Annotated in this window: 14 protein-coding genes and 1 pseudogene; 14 read left to right on the top strand and 1 reads right to left on the bottom strand. The window is 63.9% G+C overall.

The features are described from left to right. Positions 1-2 precede the first annotated feature (2 nt). The 3 genes from chvE (at position 3) to mmsB (ending at position 4093) form a co-directional block, all read left to right on the top strand. Positions 3-1076, top strand: a complete 1074-nt coding sequence (gene chvE / locus QA640_RS28420; RefSeq protein WP_283036179.1) for a multiple monosaccharide ABC transporter substrate-binding protein — start codon at positions 3-5, stop codon at positions 1074-1076. A gap of 252 nt (positions 1077-1328) precedes the next feature. After that, positions 1329-2906, top strand: a complete 1578-nt coding sequence (mmsA, locus tag QA640_RS28415; protein ID WP_283036178.1) for a multiple monosaccharide ABC transporter ATP-binding protein — start codon at positions 1329-1331, stop codon at positions 2904-2906. Beyond that, complete coding sequence (gene mmsB / locus QA640_RS28410) at positions 2903-4093, top strand: multiple monosaccharide ABC transporter permease (RefSeq protein ID WP_283036177.1); 1191 nt, start codon at positions 2903-2905, stop codon at positions 4091-4093. The genes mmsA and mmsB overlap by 4 nt, the downstream gene beginning before the upstream one ends. Before the next feature lie 148 nt (positions 4094-4241). On the opposite strand, the gene QA640_RS28405 is transcribed toward mmsB, so the two are convergent. Further along, positions 4242-5054: a Crp/Fnr family transcriptional regulator gene (locus QA640_RS28405; protein WP_283036176.1), complete on the bottom strand. Its 813-nt coding sequence runs from the start codon at positions 5052-5054 to the stop codon at positions 4242-4244. 737 nt (positions 5055-5791) lie between these two features. Here QA640_RS28405 and QA640_RS28400 point away from each other — a divergent pair. The 11 genes and pseudogenes from QA640_RS28400 to QA640_RS28350 all read left to right on the top strand — a co-directional run. Beyond that, positions 5792-6111 (top strand): annotated as a pseudogene (locus tag QA640_RS28400) (protein norD); the annotation flags it as partial. Positions 6112-6187: 76 nt separating this feature from the next. Further along, positions 6188-6853: an HAD family hydrolase gene (locus QA640_RS28395; protein ID WP_283036175.1), complete on the top strand. Its 666-nt coding sequence runs from the start codon at positions 6188-6190 to the stop codon at positions 6851-6853. 8 nt (positions 6854-6861) lie between these two features. After that, on the top strand, positions 6862-7812 hold the full coding sequence (locus QA640_RS28390) for a sugar-binding domain-containing protein (RefSeq protein ID WP_283042915.1): 951 nt from the start codon (positions 6862-6864) through the stop codon (positions 7810-7812). 318 nt (positions 7813-8130) lie between these two features. Next, positions 8131-9444, top strand: coding sequence for a sugar ABC transporter substrate-binding protein (locus QA640_RS28385; RefSeq protein ID WP_283036174.1), 1314 nt, complete (start codon positions 8131-8133; stop codon positions 9442-9444). A 97-nt stretch (positions 9445-9541) separates the two neighbouring features. Continuing rightward, positions 9542-10414, top strand: coding sequence for a sugar ABC transporter permease (locus tag QA640_RS28380; protein WP_283036173.1), 873 nt, complete (start codon positions 9542-9544; stop codon positions 10412-10414). Between the two features lie 3 nt (positions 10415-10417). Continuing rightward, on the top strand, positions 10418-11248 hold the full coding sequence (locus QA640_RS28375) for a carbohydrate ABC transporter permease (protein ID WP_283036172.1): 831 nt from the start codon (positions 10418-10420) through the stop codon (positions 11246-11248). A 14-nt stretch (positions 11249-11262) separates the two neighbouring features. Next, positions 11263-12270, top strand: coding sequence for an ABC transporter ATP-binding protein (locus QA640_RS28370; RefSeq protein WP_283036171.1), 1008 nt, complete (start codon positions 11263-11265; stop codon positions 12268-12270). 20 nt (positions 12271-12290) lie between these two features. After that, on the top strand, positions 12291-13064 hold the full coding sequence (locus tag QA640_RS28365) for an SDR family oxidoreductase (protein ID WP_283036170.1): 774 nt from the start codon (positions 12291-12293) through the stop codon (positions 13062-13064). Positions 13065-13092: 28 nt separating this feature from the next. Then, the gene (locus QA640_RS28360; RefSeq protein WP_283036169.1) at positions 13093-14751 is read left to right on the top strand and encodes an FGGY-family carbohydrate kinase; all 1659 of its coding nucleotides are present in this window, start codon (positions 13093-13095) and stop codon (positions 14749-14751) included. A 22-nt stretch (positions 14752-14773) separates the two neighbouring features. Continuing rightward, positions 14774-15709 (top strand): carbohydrate kinase, encoded by a 936-nt coding sequence (locus QA640_RS28355; protein WP_283036168.1) that lies wholly within the window; start codon positions 14774-14776, stop codon positions 15707-15709. A 119-nt stretch (positions 15710-15828) separates the two neighbouring features. Continuing rightward, a complete protein-coding gene (locus tag QA640_RS28350) occupies positions 15829-17250 on the top strand; it encodes an amidase (protein WP_283036167.1) in 1422 nt (473 codons plus the stop codon). Positions 17251-17298: the final 48 nt, after the last annotated feature.

Below are 17298 nucleotides of genomic sequence, written 5' to 3'. Positions count from 1 at the left end.
GCATGCTGAAACTGAAGACGACCGTACTCGCGCTCGCATTCGCGGGCGCCGCCGCCATGGCCTCATCCGGGCCAGCGATGGCCCAGGACAAGGCAACCGTCGGCATCGCGATGCCGACCAAATCCTCGGCGCGCTGGATCGATGACGGCAACAACATGGTCAAGGTGCTGAAGGAGCGCGGTTACAACACCGACCTGCAATACGCCGAAGACGACATTCCGAACCAGCTCTCGCAGGTCGAGAACATGGTGACGAAGGGCGCCAAGGCGCTGGTGATTGCCGCGATCGACGGCACCACGCTGTCGGACGTGCTCAAGCAGGCCAAGGCCAAGGGCATCACCGTCATCGCCTATGATCGCCTGATCCGCGGCACGCCGAACGTCGACTATTACGCGACCTTCGACAATTTCCAGGTCGGCGTTCTCCAGGCGCAGTCAATTGAAAAGGGCCTCGGCCTGAAGGAGGGCAAGGGTCCGTTCAACATCGAGCTGTTCGGTGGCTCGCCCGACGACAACAACGCCTACTTCTTCTACAACGGCGCGATGTCGGTGCTGCAGCCCTACATCGACAGCAAGAAGCTCGTCGTCGTGTCCGGCCAGATGGGCATGGACAAGGTCGCGACCTTGCGCTGGGACGGCGCCACGGCGCAGGCCCGCATGGACAACCTGCTCAGCGCCTACTACGGCAACAAGAAGGTCAACGCGGTGCTGTCGCCCTATGACGGCCTCTCGATCGGCATCATCTCGTCGCTGAAGGGCGTGGGCTATGGCAGTGCCGACCAGCCGATGCCGATCATCAGCGGCCAGGATGCCGAGGTACCCTCGATCAAGGCGATGCTGCGCGGTGATCAGTACTCGACCATCTTCAAGGACACCCGCGACCTCGCCAAGGTGACCGCCGACATGGTCGACGCGGCGCTGGCCGGCAAGCAGGTCACGGTCAACGACACCAAGACCTATGAGAACGGCGCCAAGACCGTGCCGTCCTACCTGCTCAAGCCGGTCGTGGTCTACAAGGACAATTGGGAGAAGGTCCTGGTTGACAGCGGCTACTACAAGAAGTCGCAATTCCAGTAAGCTGCGCCTGCTCCCTCTCCGCGTTCTTGCGGGGAGAGGGAGCATAGGCGGCCCTTGGGCCGCCGTTATAAAAAGATTGGGGTGAGGGGAAGTCTCCACGGGGCGGTGAGAGCTGCTCTTGCGGAAGCTCCCCTCATTCGATCGCTTCGCGCATAGCCGAGGCTTTGCTTCGGCGTTAAGACGGCCGCCAAAGGCGGCCTATGCTCTCCCCGCAAGCGGGGCGAGGTGGGTTAAAAGACGGGACACGAAGCCATGGCGGCAATGTTGGAAATGCGCGGCGTCAGCAAGAGCTTTGCGGGCGTGCAGGCGCTGCGCGACGTCAATTTCTCGGTTCAGGCCGGGCAGATCCATGCTCTGGTGGGCGAGAACGGCGCCGGAAAATCGACCCTGATGAAGGTGTTGAGCGGGGTCTATCCCCACGGCAGCTATGAGGGAACCATCGTCTTCGACGGCGAGGAGCGCCGCTTCCGCGACATCAACGATTCGGAGGCGCTCGGCATCATCATCATCCACCAGGAGCTGGCGCTGATTCCGTTGATGTCGATCGCGGAGAATATCTTCCTCTCGCATCCGCCCTCGCAGCTCGGTGTCATCGACCGCGACGAGGTCTACCGCCGGACGCGCGAACTCCTGGCCCAGGTCGGCCTCAAGGAATCGCCGGACACGCTGATCACCGACCTCGGCGTCGGCAAGCAGCAGCTCGTCGAGATCGCCAAGGCGCTGTCCAAGCGCGTGCGCATGCTGATTCTGGACGAGCCGACCGCCAGCCTCAACGAGGCCGACAGCGCCGCGCTGCTCGAGCGCCTGATGAAATTCCGCGAGCAGGGCATCGGCTCGATCCTGATCTCCCACAAGCTGAACGAGGTCGCCAAGGTTGCCGACCACATCACGGTGTTGCGCGACGGCCGCACCGTGGATGGCATCGACTGCCGGAGCGAACCGGTCCAGGAGGACCGCATCATCCGCAGCATGGTCAATCGCGATCTCGCCCATCGCTTCCCCGAGCGGGTTGCGAAGATCGGAGACCCCGTGCTCGCCGTCGAGAACTGGTCGGTCTACCATCCGATCCATCCAGAGCGGCAGGTCATCAAGAACGTCAATTTCGGTGTGCGGCGCGGCGAGGTCGTCGGGATCGCCGGGCTGATGGGTGCAGGCCGCACCGAATTCGCCATGAGCCTGTTCGGCCACTCCTGGGGCACCAATATCAGCGGCCGTATCCGGCTCGAGGGCAACGAGATCGTCCTGCCGAGGGTGGCGGCGGCGATCGATGCCGGTCTTGCCTATGTCACCGAGGACCGCAAGCAGCTCGGACTGATCCTGGCCGACGACGTCCGCAAGAATATCACGCTTGCGAGCCTCGACCAGGTCGCCCCCGGCAAGGTGATCGACGACATCGCCGAGCTGAAGGTGGCAAGCGATTACCGCAACCGCATGCGCATCCGCTGCTCCGACGTCTACCAGGAGACTGGCCAGCTCTCGGGCGGCAACCAGCAGAAGGTCGTGCTGTCGAAATGGCTGATGACCGACCCCAAGGTTTTGATTCTGGACGAACCGACGAGGGGTATCGACGTCGGTGCGAAATATGAGATTTACTGTATCATCAACGAGCTGGCGGAGGCCGGGCGGGGCGTCGTGGTGATCTCCTCGGAGATGCCGGAACTGCTCGGCATCTGCGACCGCATCTGTGTCATGAACGACGGTGCTTTCGTCGGCGAGTTCGCCGGCCATGAGGCGACGCAGGAGAAGATCATGCGCGCCATCATGCGCAATGAGAGAAACAATAGGAACGGCGTGCCTGAGGCCGCGGAGATGGGAGGATTGCAGCCATGACCGACAAGACGGTTTCGCTGCCTGAGGAGCGCCGGCATACGGGCTTCATCAAGAACAATTTGCGCAACTACGGCATGCTGATCTCGCTGATCGCGATCATGCTGTTCTTCCAGATCGTGACCGGCGGCACGCTGCTCCAGCCGCTCAACCTCACCAATCTGGTGCTGCAGAACAGCTACATCGTCATCATGGCGCTGGGCATGCTGCTCGTCATCGTCACCGGCCATATCGATCTCTCGGTCGGCTCGGTCGCGGGGTTCGTCGGCGCCGTGGCCGCGCTGCTCATGGTAACGTACAAGGTCGACTACACGGTTGCCTTCATTGCCTGCCTCATCGTCGGCGCGGCCATCGGTGCGGCGCAGGGCTACTGGGTCGCCTATTTCGGCATTCCGTCCTTCATCGTGACGCTCGCCGGCATGCTCGTGTTCAAGGGCCTCGCGCTGGCAGTGTTGCAGGGCCAGTCGCTCGGGCCGTTCCCGCCGACCTTCCAGAAACTGTCGTCCGGCTTCATTCCGGAGTTCTTGCCTGAAGCCGGAACACTGCATCCGACCTCGCTGCTGATCGGTGCCGTGCTGGCGCTCGGGCTGGTCTATGCCAGCGCCAAGAGCCGCTCGCGCGAGCAGTCGCACGGCATCGAGGTCGAGCCTTACGCGTTCTTCCTGGGGAAAAGCGTCGTCTTGGCCTGCGCGGTGCTTTATTTCACCTATTTGATCGCGACCTATCGGGGCCTGCCGAACGTGCTGGTGATCATGAGCGCCTTGATCGCGCTCTATGGCTTCGTCACGCGTCGTACCGTGGTCGGCCGCCAGATCTACGCGGTCGGCGGCAACGCCAAGGCCGCAAAGCTGTCGGGCATCAAGACCGAGCGGCTGACCTTCTTCACCTTCGTCAACATGGGCGTGCTGGCAGCCCTTGCCGGCCTCGTCTTCGCCGCGCGACTCAACACCGCAACGCCGAAGGCGGGCCTTGGCTTCGAGCTCGACGTCATCGCCGCCTGCTTCATCGGCGGTGCCTCGGCCTATGGCGGCGTGGGCCGCGTCGGCGGTGCGGTGGTCGGCGCCATGATCATGGGCGTGATGAACAACGGCATGTCCATCCTCGGCATCGGCATCGACTACCAGCAGGTCATCAAGGGCCTGGTTCTACTCGGTGCGGTCTGCATCGACGTGTACAATCAGCGGCGGTGAGGGGCGCGATCGCGCGTGGAGTGGGCACAGGCGCGTCAGCGCCGTGCCCGTGACTTTCCTCAATCTCGCGCAGGGTCGAGGGCATGCCAACGGGCACGGGCTGGAGCGACTGGTTCGCTATGTCAGGCTGATCCGATAGAGGACTGCTTCATTTTCGCTCTCGCGAAGCGGCTCTGGATTCGGCACCCGCTTCGTCGAAGGCGACAATGGAGCTTTCCCGGAATGGCGCAAAGGCAGGTTGCGGCGCCGACAATTCCTGACAATACATCCGATCGATGTTGCGCTGCATGAGCCCATAGCATTCGCACGCGACCCTCTCCAGCCGCGCTCGGTGGATCTCTACGGAGCCGCGCCGGTCGGACGGGATGGCGCCCGCCGCGCGAAGCTTGCTCATCGTCAGAGTCACGGTCGTCCGCCGCACCCCAAGCAATTGCGCAAGTGCCTCCTGCGTCACGGGAAGAAGATCATCGGGAACGCGGTCATGCAGTTGCAGAAGCCACCGCGCCATGCGGCCATCCACCCGATGCAGCGCGTTGCAGGCGGCCACGTGCTGGAGCTGTAACAACAGTGCGCGGGCGTGGACCTGCACGACATGCCTGATGGCCGCGCTCCGCGCGTAGGCAGCCCGGAACTTCGCCGCTGAAATCAGCGATGCCGTGCCGGCCAAGCGAGCAGTCGCCGTGACGGATGAAAGCGACGGACCGAGCACGGAGAACGAGGCCAAAGCGCCTTCCCGTCCCATCAACGTGGTTGCCACCGTTTGCCCGTCCGGCATATCGAGCATGAAGGCGATCGCGCCGCTATGGGGGAAATAAACCGGGTCGAGTTCATCGCCCGACCGCACCAGGACGGCATCGGGTTCGAACGAGACCTTCTGGAAGTGGGGCGCGAGCAAGGCCAAATCCTCGGGCGGCAAGGCCGCCAGAAGCCGATTCCCAAAGCCGGTGCGGTGAATGGTCACGATGCCTCTTGATGAATGAGCAATCGAGGAACGACGGTGACTAGCATCCATGAAAGTGATTTCGAGTCAACGCAGCGCGCGACGGTCTGGACGTCTTCACGTGCGCGGCAGCCCCGAAACGGAACCCACGGAGCGGTCGAGACAGAGGCAATCAAGAACGCAGCATACAACATTTCGATTGCGTAAAATTCGATTATCCGAAATTTGAAGTGCCGAACCGAATCCATCCAAACAGAGCCGTTGCTGGAGATCAAGCACGGACAATTGCGGGGACCTGTCGCGTCCTCGCCGAGCAAACGCGAGCTTGCGCACTCTGGCCGTTAACCAGGGGGCCGCGGCACGCGGGCCGTCTCCTGTGGGATGGACCGTGCCTGCATCGCCTGGACTGGTCTATTGCGTCGTGACCAGCACCACCGCGATCGCGACCGACAGACAGACCGCAGATATCGTTGCCGCCGTCGACAGCACGCCCATCCGCCGGAGGGCTGCGGCGAACAGGATGATGAGGGGGTTGCGGTCATCAGACCAAGTTGCGTCTCACTCATGGTTGGCCTTCGCGACAATGTTGGAACCTCGACAGTCACCCTACCGACTGCCGCCATCACGGTCGTTGCTGTCGATGTTCAATAATTCGCTGATTGGATCGCGGTGGTCTTGGTAGCCGCAAAGGCTTTGGGAGTATGTCCTGCCAAGGCCTGATGGGGTCTGTGGTTGTTGTAGTAGACGAGGTATTCGATACGCGCATCGGCGCGGCGGTGCGCCATGCTGCGGCTGGCCTCGGCAGCCAGCCGCAGCAGCGCAAGAAGCTGCTGCTCGTTCTGACCGACGGCAAGCCGAACGACGTCGACCACTATGAGGGGCGCTTTGCAATCGAGGACACGCGTAAATCGGTGCAGGAGGCGCCCACCTCGGCATCGCAGTGTTCGGCGTAACGGTCGACGCAACGGCGCAATGCTATTTTCCGACCCTGTTCGGGCGCGGCGGTTACGCGATCGTCGGCAACATCCGACGGCTGCCTGCGGCACTGCCGGCGATCTACCGGCAGGTGGCGCATTAAGATCCAGGAAAGCCCGCCACGCCGTGTTCCAGCCTGAGCTATTGCTCATGCGTTGGGTATATGATCGAATGGCCGGATGCAGAACGGCCGCCCAAAGCCTGATCTGATCATCTTCGACTGCGACGGCGTGCTCGTCGACAGCGAGCTCTTGAGCTGCCGCTGCCTCTCCGAGGTGATGTCCGAATTCGGCATTGCGCTGAGCGCGGAGCAGGCGCTCGAGCTGTTCCTCGGGCGCAGCACGAAGGCGATCGAGCAACATTATCGCGACCTTGGTCGGGTCGTGCCGGATGGCTTCCTGCCTCGCTTCAAGTCCAGGGTGCTGAGCACCTTAGCAGGTGCATTGCAGCCGATCCCTGGGATCGGCGCGGTGGTATCGGAGTTGAACAGGCCGTTTTGCGTCGCCTCGTCGAGCGACATCGACCGCGTCTCGCTCTCCCTCGATGTCACCGGGCTCAGGCCGCATTTCGGCGACCGGCTCTACACGGCGCAGATGGTCAGGTACGGCAAGCCGGCGCCCGACCTGTTCCTCTATGCCGCTGAGAAGATGCGCATCGATCCGGTGCGGGCGCTGGTGATCGAAGACAGCGTCAGCGGCGTGCAGGCGGCAAAGGCCGCTGGCATGACCGTCTGGGGATTTGTCGGCGGTAGCCATTATCGCGGCCGCGACGGCCGCGCTATATTGACCGCCGCCGGAGCCGATCGGGTCTTCGCGCAGATGACCGATTTCTGGAAGGACTCGTGACGCCGGCCATGGCGATGGAGAACGAAAAATCCAGGCTTGACGATGCCGCGCGCGCCGGCTGGCTCTACTTCATTGCCGGTCACACGCAAGACGAGATCGCCAAGATGCTCCAGGTCTCGCGTGCCTCGGCGCAGCGGCTGGTCTCGCTGTGCCTTGCCGAGCGCCTGATCACATTCCGGCTCGAACATCCGATCGCCGCCTGCATGGAATTGGCCGCGCGGCTGAAGGAACGCTTCGAGCTTGCCCATTGCGAGGTGGTGCCGACAGATCCCGCGGCGCCACAGTCGACCGCGGGCATTGCCGAGCGCTGCGCAAACCTTCTGGACTCGACGCTGCGTTCCGAAACGCCTGTCATCGTCGCGCTCGGCACCGGGCGCGCGGTCCGCGCAGCGGTCGAGCGCGTCACCCCGATCGAGCGGCCGAATCACCAGATCGTCTCGCTGGTCGGCAACATCTCCGCCGACGGATCGGCGAGCTTCTACGATACCGTCGGCCGGCTCGCCGACCGCACCGGGGCGCGGCACTATCCGATGCCGCTGCCGTTCCTGATGTCCTCGGAGGACGAGCGCAACAGGATGGGTCGGATCGAGCCGATCGCAAAGGTGAAGGCGATCGCGACCAGGGCCGACCTGCGGCTCGTCGGCATCGGCCAGATGGACCAAAAGGCGCAGGTTCACGTCGACGGTTTCGTCACCCGCGATGAACTGTTCGAAATGATGCGGCTCGGTGCCATCGGCGAGATCACCGGCTGGGCCTATGATGCCAGGGGCCGCCTGCTCAAAGGCGGCACCAACAAGCGCCTCACCAGCATCCCGCCCGAGGTGCCGGTCAAGACCACGACGATCGGGGCGGCGGTCGGCGCGGCCAAAGTGCCGGCGATCGCGGCGGCGCTGAACGGCCGCCTGATCAACGGCTTGATCACCGACGAAGCGACCGCGCGCGCGATCCTTGAGCGGTAGGCAGCTCGTTTTCCAGCATTCTCGCGAGGCGGGCGGTCTCTCCCCGCACAACACCGTCATCATCCGCGAAGGCAGATGATCCAAGTGCGCCGCGGCGTGGCCTGGGGCAAACCAACTTGCCTCACGGCGTTTTTGGATGGCCCCGTCTTCGCGGGGTACATGGCAGCGAGGGTCATGCAAGAGCGCTCGCTGCCGCACCGCAGCACTCAGAAGTTGCTGAAACGCGCGCGGGTCTGCTTGACAAAGCTCCGGCCTTGGGTTGAACATACGCCCAACGCGTGGGCATATGCTCAAAACGCGAGTTTTAGGGAGGTCACCGTGAAAAAGGTTCTAGGCGCCGTCTGCGGCGTGTCTGCACTGCTGCTGTCCGTTCCCTCGATGGCCGAAACGACCCTGACGATCGCCACCGTCAACAACGGTGACATGATCCGCATGCAGGGACTGACCAGCGAATTCACCGCGAAGAACCCCGACATCAACGTGAAGTGGGTGACGCTCGAGGAGAACGTGCTGCGCCAGCGCGTCACCACAGATATCGCCACCAAGGGCGGACAGTTCGATATTCTCACCATCGGCACCTATGAGGTGCCGATCTGGGCCAAGAAGAGCTGGCTGGTGCCACTCGCCAATCTCGGCGCCGATTACGACGTCGGCGACCTGCTGCCGAAGATCAAGGACGCGGTCTCCGTCGACGGCAAGCTCTATGCGGCGCCGTTCTACGGCGAGAGCTCGATGGTGATGTATCGCACCGATCTGTTCGAGAAGGCCGGCCTGAAGATGCCGGAAAGCCCGACCTGGGATTTCGTGATCGACGCGGCCAAGAAACTCACCGACAAGAATGCCGGCGTCTACGGCATCTGTCTGCGCGGCAAGGCCGGCTGGGGCGAGAACATGGCGTTCCTCACCGCCATGTCCAATTCCTACGGCGCGCGCTGGTTCGACGAGAAGTGGGAGCCGCAGTTCAACACGCCGGAATGGAAGAATACGCTCACGACCTATGTCAATCTGATGAAGGAAGCCGGCCCTCCGGGCGCGAGCTCGAACGGCTTCAACGAGAATCTGGCGCTGTTCAACGCCGGCAAGTGCGCAATGTGGATCGACGCGACGGTTGCGGCGTCCTTCGTCACCAATCCGAAGGAGTCGACGGTTGCCGACAAGGTCGGCTTTGCGCTGGCGCCCAATACCGGGCTTGGCAAGAATGCGAACTGGCTGTGGGCCTGGAGTCTGGCGATCCCGGCCGGCTCGAAGAAGACGGACGCCGCCGAGAAGTTCATCGCCTGGGCGACGAGCAAGGACTACACCAAGCTCGTGGCCTCGAAGGAGGGCTGGGCCAACGTGCCGCCGGGCACGCGGACCTCGCTCTACCAGAATCCCGAGTATCTGAAGGTCGCTCCTTTCGCCAAGCCGACGCTGGCCTCGATCGATGCGGCCGATCCGAACCACCCGACCGTGAAGCCGGTGCCCTATGTCGGCGTGCAATATGCAGCGATCCCCGAGTTCCAGGGCCTCGGCACGCAGGTGGGGCAGCAGTTCTCCGCTGCACTGTCGGGATCGACCACCGTCGATGCTGCGCTGTCGGCGGCGCAATCCACGACCGAGCGCGAGATGAAGCGCGCCGGCTATATCAAGTAAGCACCAGGCTCACCCTCCTGAGAGCCTAAACTAGCGGCCATCCAATCCACCTCATAGGAGGGATGGCCGCCTTCTTCCCGGGAGAGGAGAAGCGAGGATGGCAACCAAGCAAACGCAATATCTTGCGCGGTCGCTGCTGACCCCGGCCGTCGGGCTGCTGTTCATCTGGATGATCGTTCCGCTGGCGCTGACTCTCTATTTCTCGACGCTGCACTACAGCCTGCTCGATCCCGGCTCCGAAGTGTTCGTGGGCCTGGAGAACTTCCGCTATTTCCTCACCGATCCCGCGTTTATCGCCTCGCTCGAGAACACGCTGGTGTTGGTCGGCTCGGTGCTTGCGCTGACCATTTTGCTTGGCATTCCCCTGGCGATTCTGCTCGATCAGCCGGTGGTCGGCCGCAACATCGTGCGGCTGATGGTGATCGCGCCGTTCTTCGTGATGCCAACGGTGAGCGCGCTGGTCTGGAAGAACCTGTTGATGCATCCGGTCTCCGGCCTGTTCGCCTGGATCACCACGCGCTTCGGTCTGACGCCGGTCGACTGGTTCAACGACGTGCCGATGTTCGCGATCATCCTGATCGTGGCCTGGCAATGGCTGCCCTTCGCGACCCTCATCCTTCTGACCGCACTGCAATCGCTCGACGAGGAGCAGAAGGAAGCCGCCGAGATGGACGGCGCCAGCGCGCTTTCGACCTTTATCTACATCACGCTGCCGCATCTCGCGCGCCCGATCACCGTGGTGATCCTGATCGAGACCATCTTCCTGCTCACGGTCTTTGCCGAGATCTTCGTGACAACCGGCGGCGGCCCGGGACTACAGACCACCAACATCGCCTTCCTGATCTATTCGCAGGCGCTGATCCAGTTCGACGTCGGCAGTGCATCGGCCGGCGGCCTGGTCGCGGTGGTGATCGCCAACATCGTCGCCTTCTTCCTCGTCCGCATCGTCGGCCGCAACCTGGAGGCTTGAAAAATGGCGCGCATGGCAACGACACGGCGGGTGGCGGTATCGACGGCAGGAGCCTGGCTGGCTGGCTTTCTCATCTTCTTCCCGATCCTCTGGATGATGCTGGCGAGCTTCAAGACCGAGCTCGAGGCCTTCGCCATTCCGCCCTCGTTCCTGTTCTTCCACTGGACACTGGAAAACTACGCGACCGTGCAGGAGCGCAGCGACTACATCCACCACGCGATGAACTCGATCATCATCGCCGGCGGCTCGACGCTGATTGCGCTCCTGATCGCCATCCCCGCGGCCTGGTCGATGGCGTTCTCGCCGACCAAGCGCACCAAAGACATCCTGCTCTGGATGCTCTCGACCAAGATGATGCCGCCGGTCGGTGTGCTCGTGCCGATCTACCTGATCTTCAGGTCCGTCGGCCTGCTCGATTCCCGCATCGGTCTCGTCTTCATCCTGTGCCTCGGCAATCTGCCGATCGTGATCTGGATGCTCTTCACCTATTTCAAGGAGATTCCGCGCGACATCCTGGAAGCGGCGCGGATGGACGGCGCCACCGTCGGCCGCGAGCTCGTCTATGTGCTGACGCCGATGGCGATTCCGGGTCTGGCGTCGACCTTGCTGCTCAACCTCATCCTTGCCTGGAATGAGGCGTTCTGGACGCTCAATCTGTCTACTTCGGAGGCTGCACCGCTCACCGTCTTCATCGCCTCCTATTCGAGTCCGGAAGGGCTCTTCTGGGCAAAATTGTCGGCGGCATCCACGCTGGCGATCGCGCCCATTCTCGTCCTCGGTTGGTTCAGCCAGAAGCAGCTCGTCCGCGGGCTCACCTTTGGCGCGGTCAAGTAACAAAAGGCGCTGTCATGGGTCAGATCACACTTCAGGGCGTACAAAAAGCCTTCGGTCCGGTTCACATCATCAAGGGCGCCGACCTCGATATCGCGGACGGCTCCTTCGTGGTGTTCGTCGGCCCGTCCGGCTGCGGCAAGACCACGCTGCTGCGGCTGATCGCGGGTCTGGAAGACGTTACCGATGGACGCATCCTGATCGACGGCAAGAACGTCGTCGCCGTGCCGCCCGCCAAGCGCGGCCTGTCGATGGTGTTCCAGTCCTACGCCCTCTATCCGCATATGAGCGTGCGCGGCAATATCGGCTTCGGGTTGAAGATGGCCGGCCTGCCCAAGGACGAGATCAACCGCAAGGTCGAGGCGGCTGCCGCGACGCTCAATCTCACCCCCTATCTCGACCGCAAGCCACGCGAGCTCTCCGGCGGCCAGCGCCAGCGCGTCGCGATCGGGCGCGCGATCGTCCGCGAGCCCAAGGGTTTCCTGTTCGACGAGCCGCTGTCCAATCTCGACGCCGCGCTGCGCGTGCAGATGCGGATCGAGGTCACGCGGCTGCAGAAGCAGCTCGGCACCACCGCGATCTACGTGACCCACGACCAGGTCGAGGCCATGACCATGGCCGACAAGATCGTGGTGCTCAACGCCGGCAAGATCGAGCAATATGGCTCACCGCTCGAGCTCTATGAGAAGCCCGCCAACCTTTTCGTCGCCGGCTTCATCGGCTCGCCGAAAATGAACTTCGTCACGGGCGAGTCGGCTCTTCAGCGCGGTGCGGCGACGATCGGCGTGCGGCCCGAGCACCTCAAGATCGAGCGCAACGGCGCCGACGGCTGGCCGGGCACGATCGCGGTCGCCGAGCATCTTGGCAGCGACACTTTCCTTTATGTCGATGCCGGCCAGCTCGGCATGCTCACCGCGCGCTATATCGGCGAGCTGAGCCTGCACGCCGGCGACCGCGTGTCGCTGGTGCCGGACCCTGCGCGCATCCACCGCTTCAACGAGGGCGGCAACGCCATTCGGGGCTGATAAGAAACGGGAAGACCAACATGTACCTGGAAAAATTCAAGCTGGGCGGCAAGACCGCGTTCATCACCGGCGGTGGGCAGGGCATTGGGCTCGCCTGCGCGGAGGCGCTGGCAGAAGCCGGTGCCAGGGTCGTCATCGGCGACCGCGACACCAAGGTCGCCGACAGCGCCAAGGCCAGCCTGAAGGCGAAGGGGTACGACATCGAGACCGCCATTATGGATGTCACCGACACCAAGCGCGTGGCCGAGGTTGCGAACGACCTCGTCGCCCGCCACGGCAAGGTCGACATCCTCGTCAACAATGCCGGCATTGCCCGCAGCGAGACCCCGGCGGAAACCGTGACCGACGAGCACTGGCTTAACGTCATCGATGTCAATCTCAATGGCACCTTCTGGTGTTGCCGCGAATTCGGCAAGCACATGCTGACGGCGAAGAGTGGAACCATCGTCAACGTCGGCTCGATGTCCGGCTTCATCGTCAACAAGCCGCAGGAGCAGTGCTTCTACAACGCCTCCAAGGCCGCGGTGCACCACCTGACCAAGTCGCTTGCCGCTGAATGGGGCGCGCGGGGCATCCGCGTCAACGCGGTGGCGCCGACCTATATCGAGACGCCGCTGAATGCCTTCGTGAAGAGCAATCCCAAAATGTATGACGCCTGGATTGGTGGAACTCCGATGGCGCGGATGGGGCAGGTGGAGGAGATCGCCTCGGTCGTGCTGTTTCTGAGCTCCGAGGCCGCGAGCCTGATGACGGGCAGCATCGTGCTAGTGGATGGCGGTTACACTTGCTGGTAGGCTTGCGTCAAAATTGACGGGAGCGACAATGCCGCAGGCGTATATCGGTGTCGATGTCGGGACGACCAGCACGCGGGCAGGGGTTTTTGACGAGGCCGGCAATCTGCTGGCAACCGCGCGGCATCCGATCAGGATCTGGCATGAGGCCGGCGATATCGTCGAGCAGTCGTCGTCGGACATCTGGGACGCCTGCGCCAAATCCGTCCGCGCGGCCATGGCTGAGGCGGGGGTAGCGCCTGATACCGTGAGAGGCATCGGCTTCGATGCCACCTGCTCGTTGGTCGTGCTCGGTAAGGACGGCGAGCCGGTCACGGTCAGCGCCTCCGGCGACAGCCAGCGGAACGTGATCGTCTGGATGGATCATCGCGCCACGACCGAGGCGCGTCTGATCAATGAGACGCAGGATGACGTGCTGCGCTATGTCGGGGGCTCGATCTCGCCCGAGATGGAGATGCCAAAACTGTTGTGGCTGAAGCGGCATCTGCGCCAGAGTTTCGATGCCGCCGGCCACTTTTTCGACCTTGCGGACTATCTGACCTGGCGCGCGACCGGCTCGCTCCAGCGTTCGACCTGCACGGTGACCTGCAAATGGAACTATCTGGCGCATGATGATGGCGGCGGCTGGAGCGCGCCGTTCTTCCGGCGGATCGGGCTGTCGGACTTCGTCGGAGAAAACTATGCCCGGATCGGCACCGAGATCGTCGCGCCCGGCACGCGGCTAGACTCCGGCCTGACCCGCGCGGCGGCGGCGGATTTGGGATTGAGTGTGGGCACGCCGGTCGGCGCATCGCTGATCGATGCCCATGCCGGCGGCATCGGCGCGATCGGCGGACGTGACGGCTCGGGCGGCACCGCCGATGTCTGCGACCGTCTCGCCTACATCATGGGGACCTCCGCCTGCATCATGGCCACGACCACGCAGCCGTGCTTCGTTCCCGGCGTATGGGGTCCCTATTACTCCGGCATGGTGCCGAATTTCTGGTTGAACGAGGGCGGGCAGTCGGCTGCGGGAGCCGCAATCGACCATCTTCTGAGGTCGCATGCGGGATATGCCGAGGCGAGCACGGCCGCGCGCAAGGACGGGCTCGATATCATCGACTTCCTGGAGAAGCGCATCATCGCGCGCGCGGGCGATGTGAGCCGTGCGGCGCTGCTGGCGCGCGACGTCCACGTGCTGCCGGAGTTCATCGGTAACCGTTCGCCTTACGCCGATCCCGATACGCGCGCGGTGATCGCGGGCCTCGATCTCGATACCGACATCGGCGCGATGGAGCGCCTGTTCGTGGCCGGGCTCTGCGGCCTTGCCTACGGTCTTGCCGAGGTGATCGAGGCCTTTGCCGCGCACGGCGTTCACTCCAGCATCATGATCATGGGCGGTGGGGCGAGCCGCAGTCCGCTGGTGCGGCAGATCATGGCGGACACCACGGGGCTGACCGTCGCCTTGCCGCAGACCAGGGAGCCGGTGCTGCTGGGGGCTGCGATGCTCGGCGCGGTCGCCGGCGGCGCCTTTGCCTCGATCGGCGAGACCATGGCAAAAATGTCGGCGCTCGGCCGCCTCAGCGAGCCGACGGCGCCGGGCATGGCCGAGTTTCACAGCCGCAAGCGAAAGGCCTATAAGATGCTGCGCGAAGTCGACCGCGGCAGCCGCGAGGCGATGGCCGGCTTCGAACTGATGCTGCCGGGATAAGGGCGAGACAAGGGTACGGGTAATGCTGCTCAGTTGTGGCGATGCGCTGATCGATTTCGTGCCAACGCGCGCGGCCGATGGCCGCGAGGCCGTGATGCCCGCGGTCGGCGGCTCCTGTCTCAACGTCGCGATCGGCATGGCGCGGCTGGGCGCGCCGACCGGTTTCGTCGGCGGCGTCTCGACCGACATGTTCGGGCAGATGATCGCGGCGCATGCGCAAGCGTCCGAGGTCGAGCTGCGTTACGCCACACGCAGCGATCGTCAGACCACGCTCGCTTTCGTGCGCATCGTTGCCGGCGAGTCGCATTACGCCTTCTACGACGCCGAGACCGCGACGCGGAACTGGACCTATCGGCGCGGGTCCATTCCGTTCGAGACCATCGAAGCGGTCCATGTCGGCTCGACCACACTGGTCAACGACACCGGTGCGGCCGAGACCCAGGCGCTGATCGCGGACGCGCGGATGTCCTCGACCATCTCGTTCGACCCGAACTGCCGGCCCAACCTCGTCAAGGACAAGCCGTCCTATGTCGCACGCATGGCCGATTTCGCTGCGAATGCCGATATCGTCCGCATGTCCGATGTCGATTTCAGCTATCTCTATGGTGACGAGCCGTACGACAAGAGGGCCGATGCATTGCTTGGACAAGGCGTGAGCCTCGTCGTCATCACCCGTGGCATCGACGGCGCGGTCGCCTGGCACAAGACGACGGGGAAGATTGAAGTCGCCGCGCCCAAGGTGACGGTTGCCGATACGATCGGCGCCGGCGACAGCTTCCAGGCGGCGCTGCTGTTCGCCCTTCACAAGCAGGAGCGCCTTCGCCGGCAACCGCTTGGGGAAATCGGCGCCGATGAGCTGCGCCGGGCGCTGTCCTTCGCGGCCAATTGCGCCGGCTTCACCTGCACCCGCCCCGGCGCCGATCCGCCGCGCCTGAGCGAGATCAACTGGCGCTGGTAGGACCCGCGACCTCGGCGTCGGAGAATGTCCGTCGGCACTGCGGCCATGCGTTCGCGGAAATGGACAGGGAGACCGCAGGCTGGCAAGTTCCGCGTCGCCTTGATGCGAATGTGCCTCCCATGAGCGAAGACCTCTGTTTTCTGTCGGCCGCAGAACTCCGCGCGCGCATTGGGCGCAAGGAGCTATCTCCGGTCGAGGTGACGCGTGCGGTGCTTGCCCGCGCCGAAGGATTGCAACCGAAGCTGAACTGTTTCATCACGCTGTGCGGCGACGAAGCGCTTGCCCAGGCGCGCGAGGCGGAACGCCAGGTGATGGCGGGCGAGCCGCCCGGCCTGCTTCACGGCATTCCCGTTACCATCAAGGACATCGTCAACACCAAAGGGGTGAAAACCACCTTCGGCGCCGTTCCCTACAGGGACAACGTGCCCGGCGAGGATGCCGTTGCCGTGGCGCGGCTGCGCGCCCATGGTGCGATCCTGATCGGCAAGACCACGACGCCGGAATTCGGATCGAAATGCCTGACCGACTCGCCGCTGTTTGGTCGCACCCGCAACGCCTGGAGCGCCGAGCGCTCCTCCGGCGGCTCCAGCGGCGGCGCGGCGGTGGCAGTTGCGAGCGGCATCGCGCCGCTGGCGATTGCGACCGATGGCGGCGGCTCGACCCGGATTCCCGCCGCCTGCAACGGCGTCGTCGGCCTGAAGCAAAGCAACGGCGTGATCCCACATAGCCAGGCGCAGGATGCCTTCGGCAACCAGACCTATGTCACGCCGACCACGCGTACCGTCAGCGACACCGCGTTGATGATGCAGGTCATGGCGGGAGAAGATGCCTGCGATCCCTGGTCGATTGGCATTCCCGCGCCCGATTTCATCGACACGGCCGCGTCGCGCGGCGATCTGCGCGGACAGAAGGTCATGTATTGCCTGTCGCCGCCCGGGCGGCCGGTCTCGGCCGATGTCGCCAGTGCCTTCAAGGCAAGCCTCGAGCGGCTGGCGGGTCTCGGCGCGGAGCTCGAAGAGTTCTCCGGCGAAGGGTTCGACATCGAGCCGATCTGGCGCGCGATCAACCACACCGTCTGGCGGACGCGTTTCTCCAAGCTCGCGGCCGACCACAAGGACGAGTTGAGCGAGGCCTTTCTCAAGCAGCTCGCGCTCGCCACGAAGGTGAGCGGCGTCGACTACCAGGAGGCGATGTTCGCACGCACGGCGTTATTCCGCCGCGTGCAATCGCTGCTCGCGCGGGGCCATCTCCTGGCCATGCCAACCCTGACCCGGACGGCATTGCCGATCGACCAGGACCTGTTCGGCACCATCGAGATCGACGGCAGGAGTTTTGACAGCGTCCGGCCGCACTGGTTCCCCTGGACCATGCTGTTCAACATGACCGGCCACCCTGCGATCAGCCTGCCATGCGGATTCGGCCGGGACGGTCTGCCGATCGGCCTTCAGCTCGTCGGCCGATTCCGCGGTGATGCCGAGCTGTTGCGTGTGAGCGCGCTGTTCGAGGCCTCGCACGATCTCTTGTCCCGCTGGCCCGGCTGAGGTCGGGCACATGCAGCAAGGGGCTTGCGTCCGGCGCCGGGACATGTT

The organism is Bradyrhizobium sp. CB82 (genome assembly GCF_029714405.1).
Taxonomy (GTDB): domain Bacteria; phylum Pseudomonadota; class Alphaproteobacteria; order Rhizobiales; family Xanthobacteraceae; genus Bradyrhizobium.
Note: the sequence above shows the minus strand (reverse complement) of the source record. Positions and strands in the feature narration are given on the sequence as shown.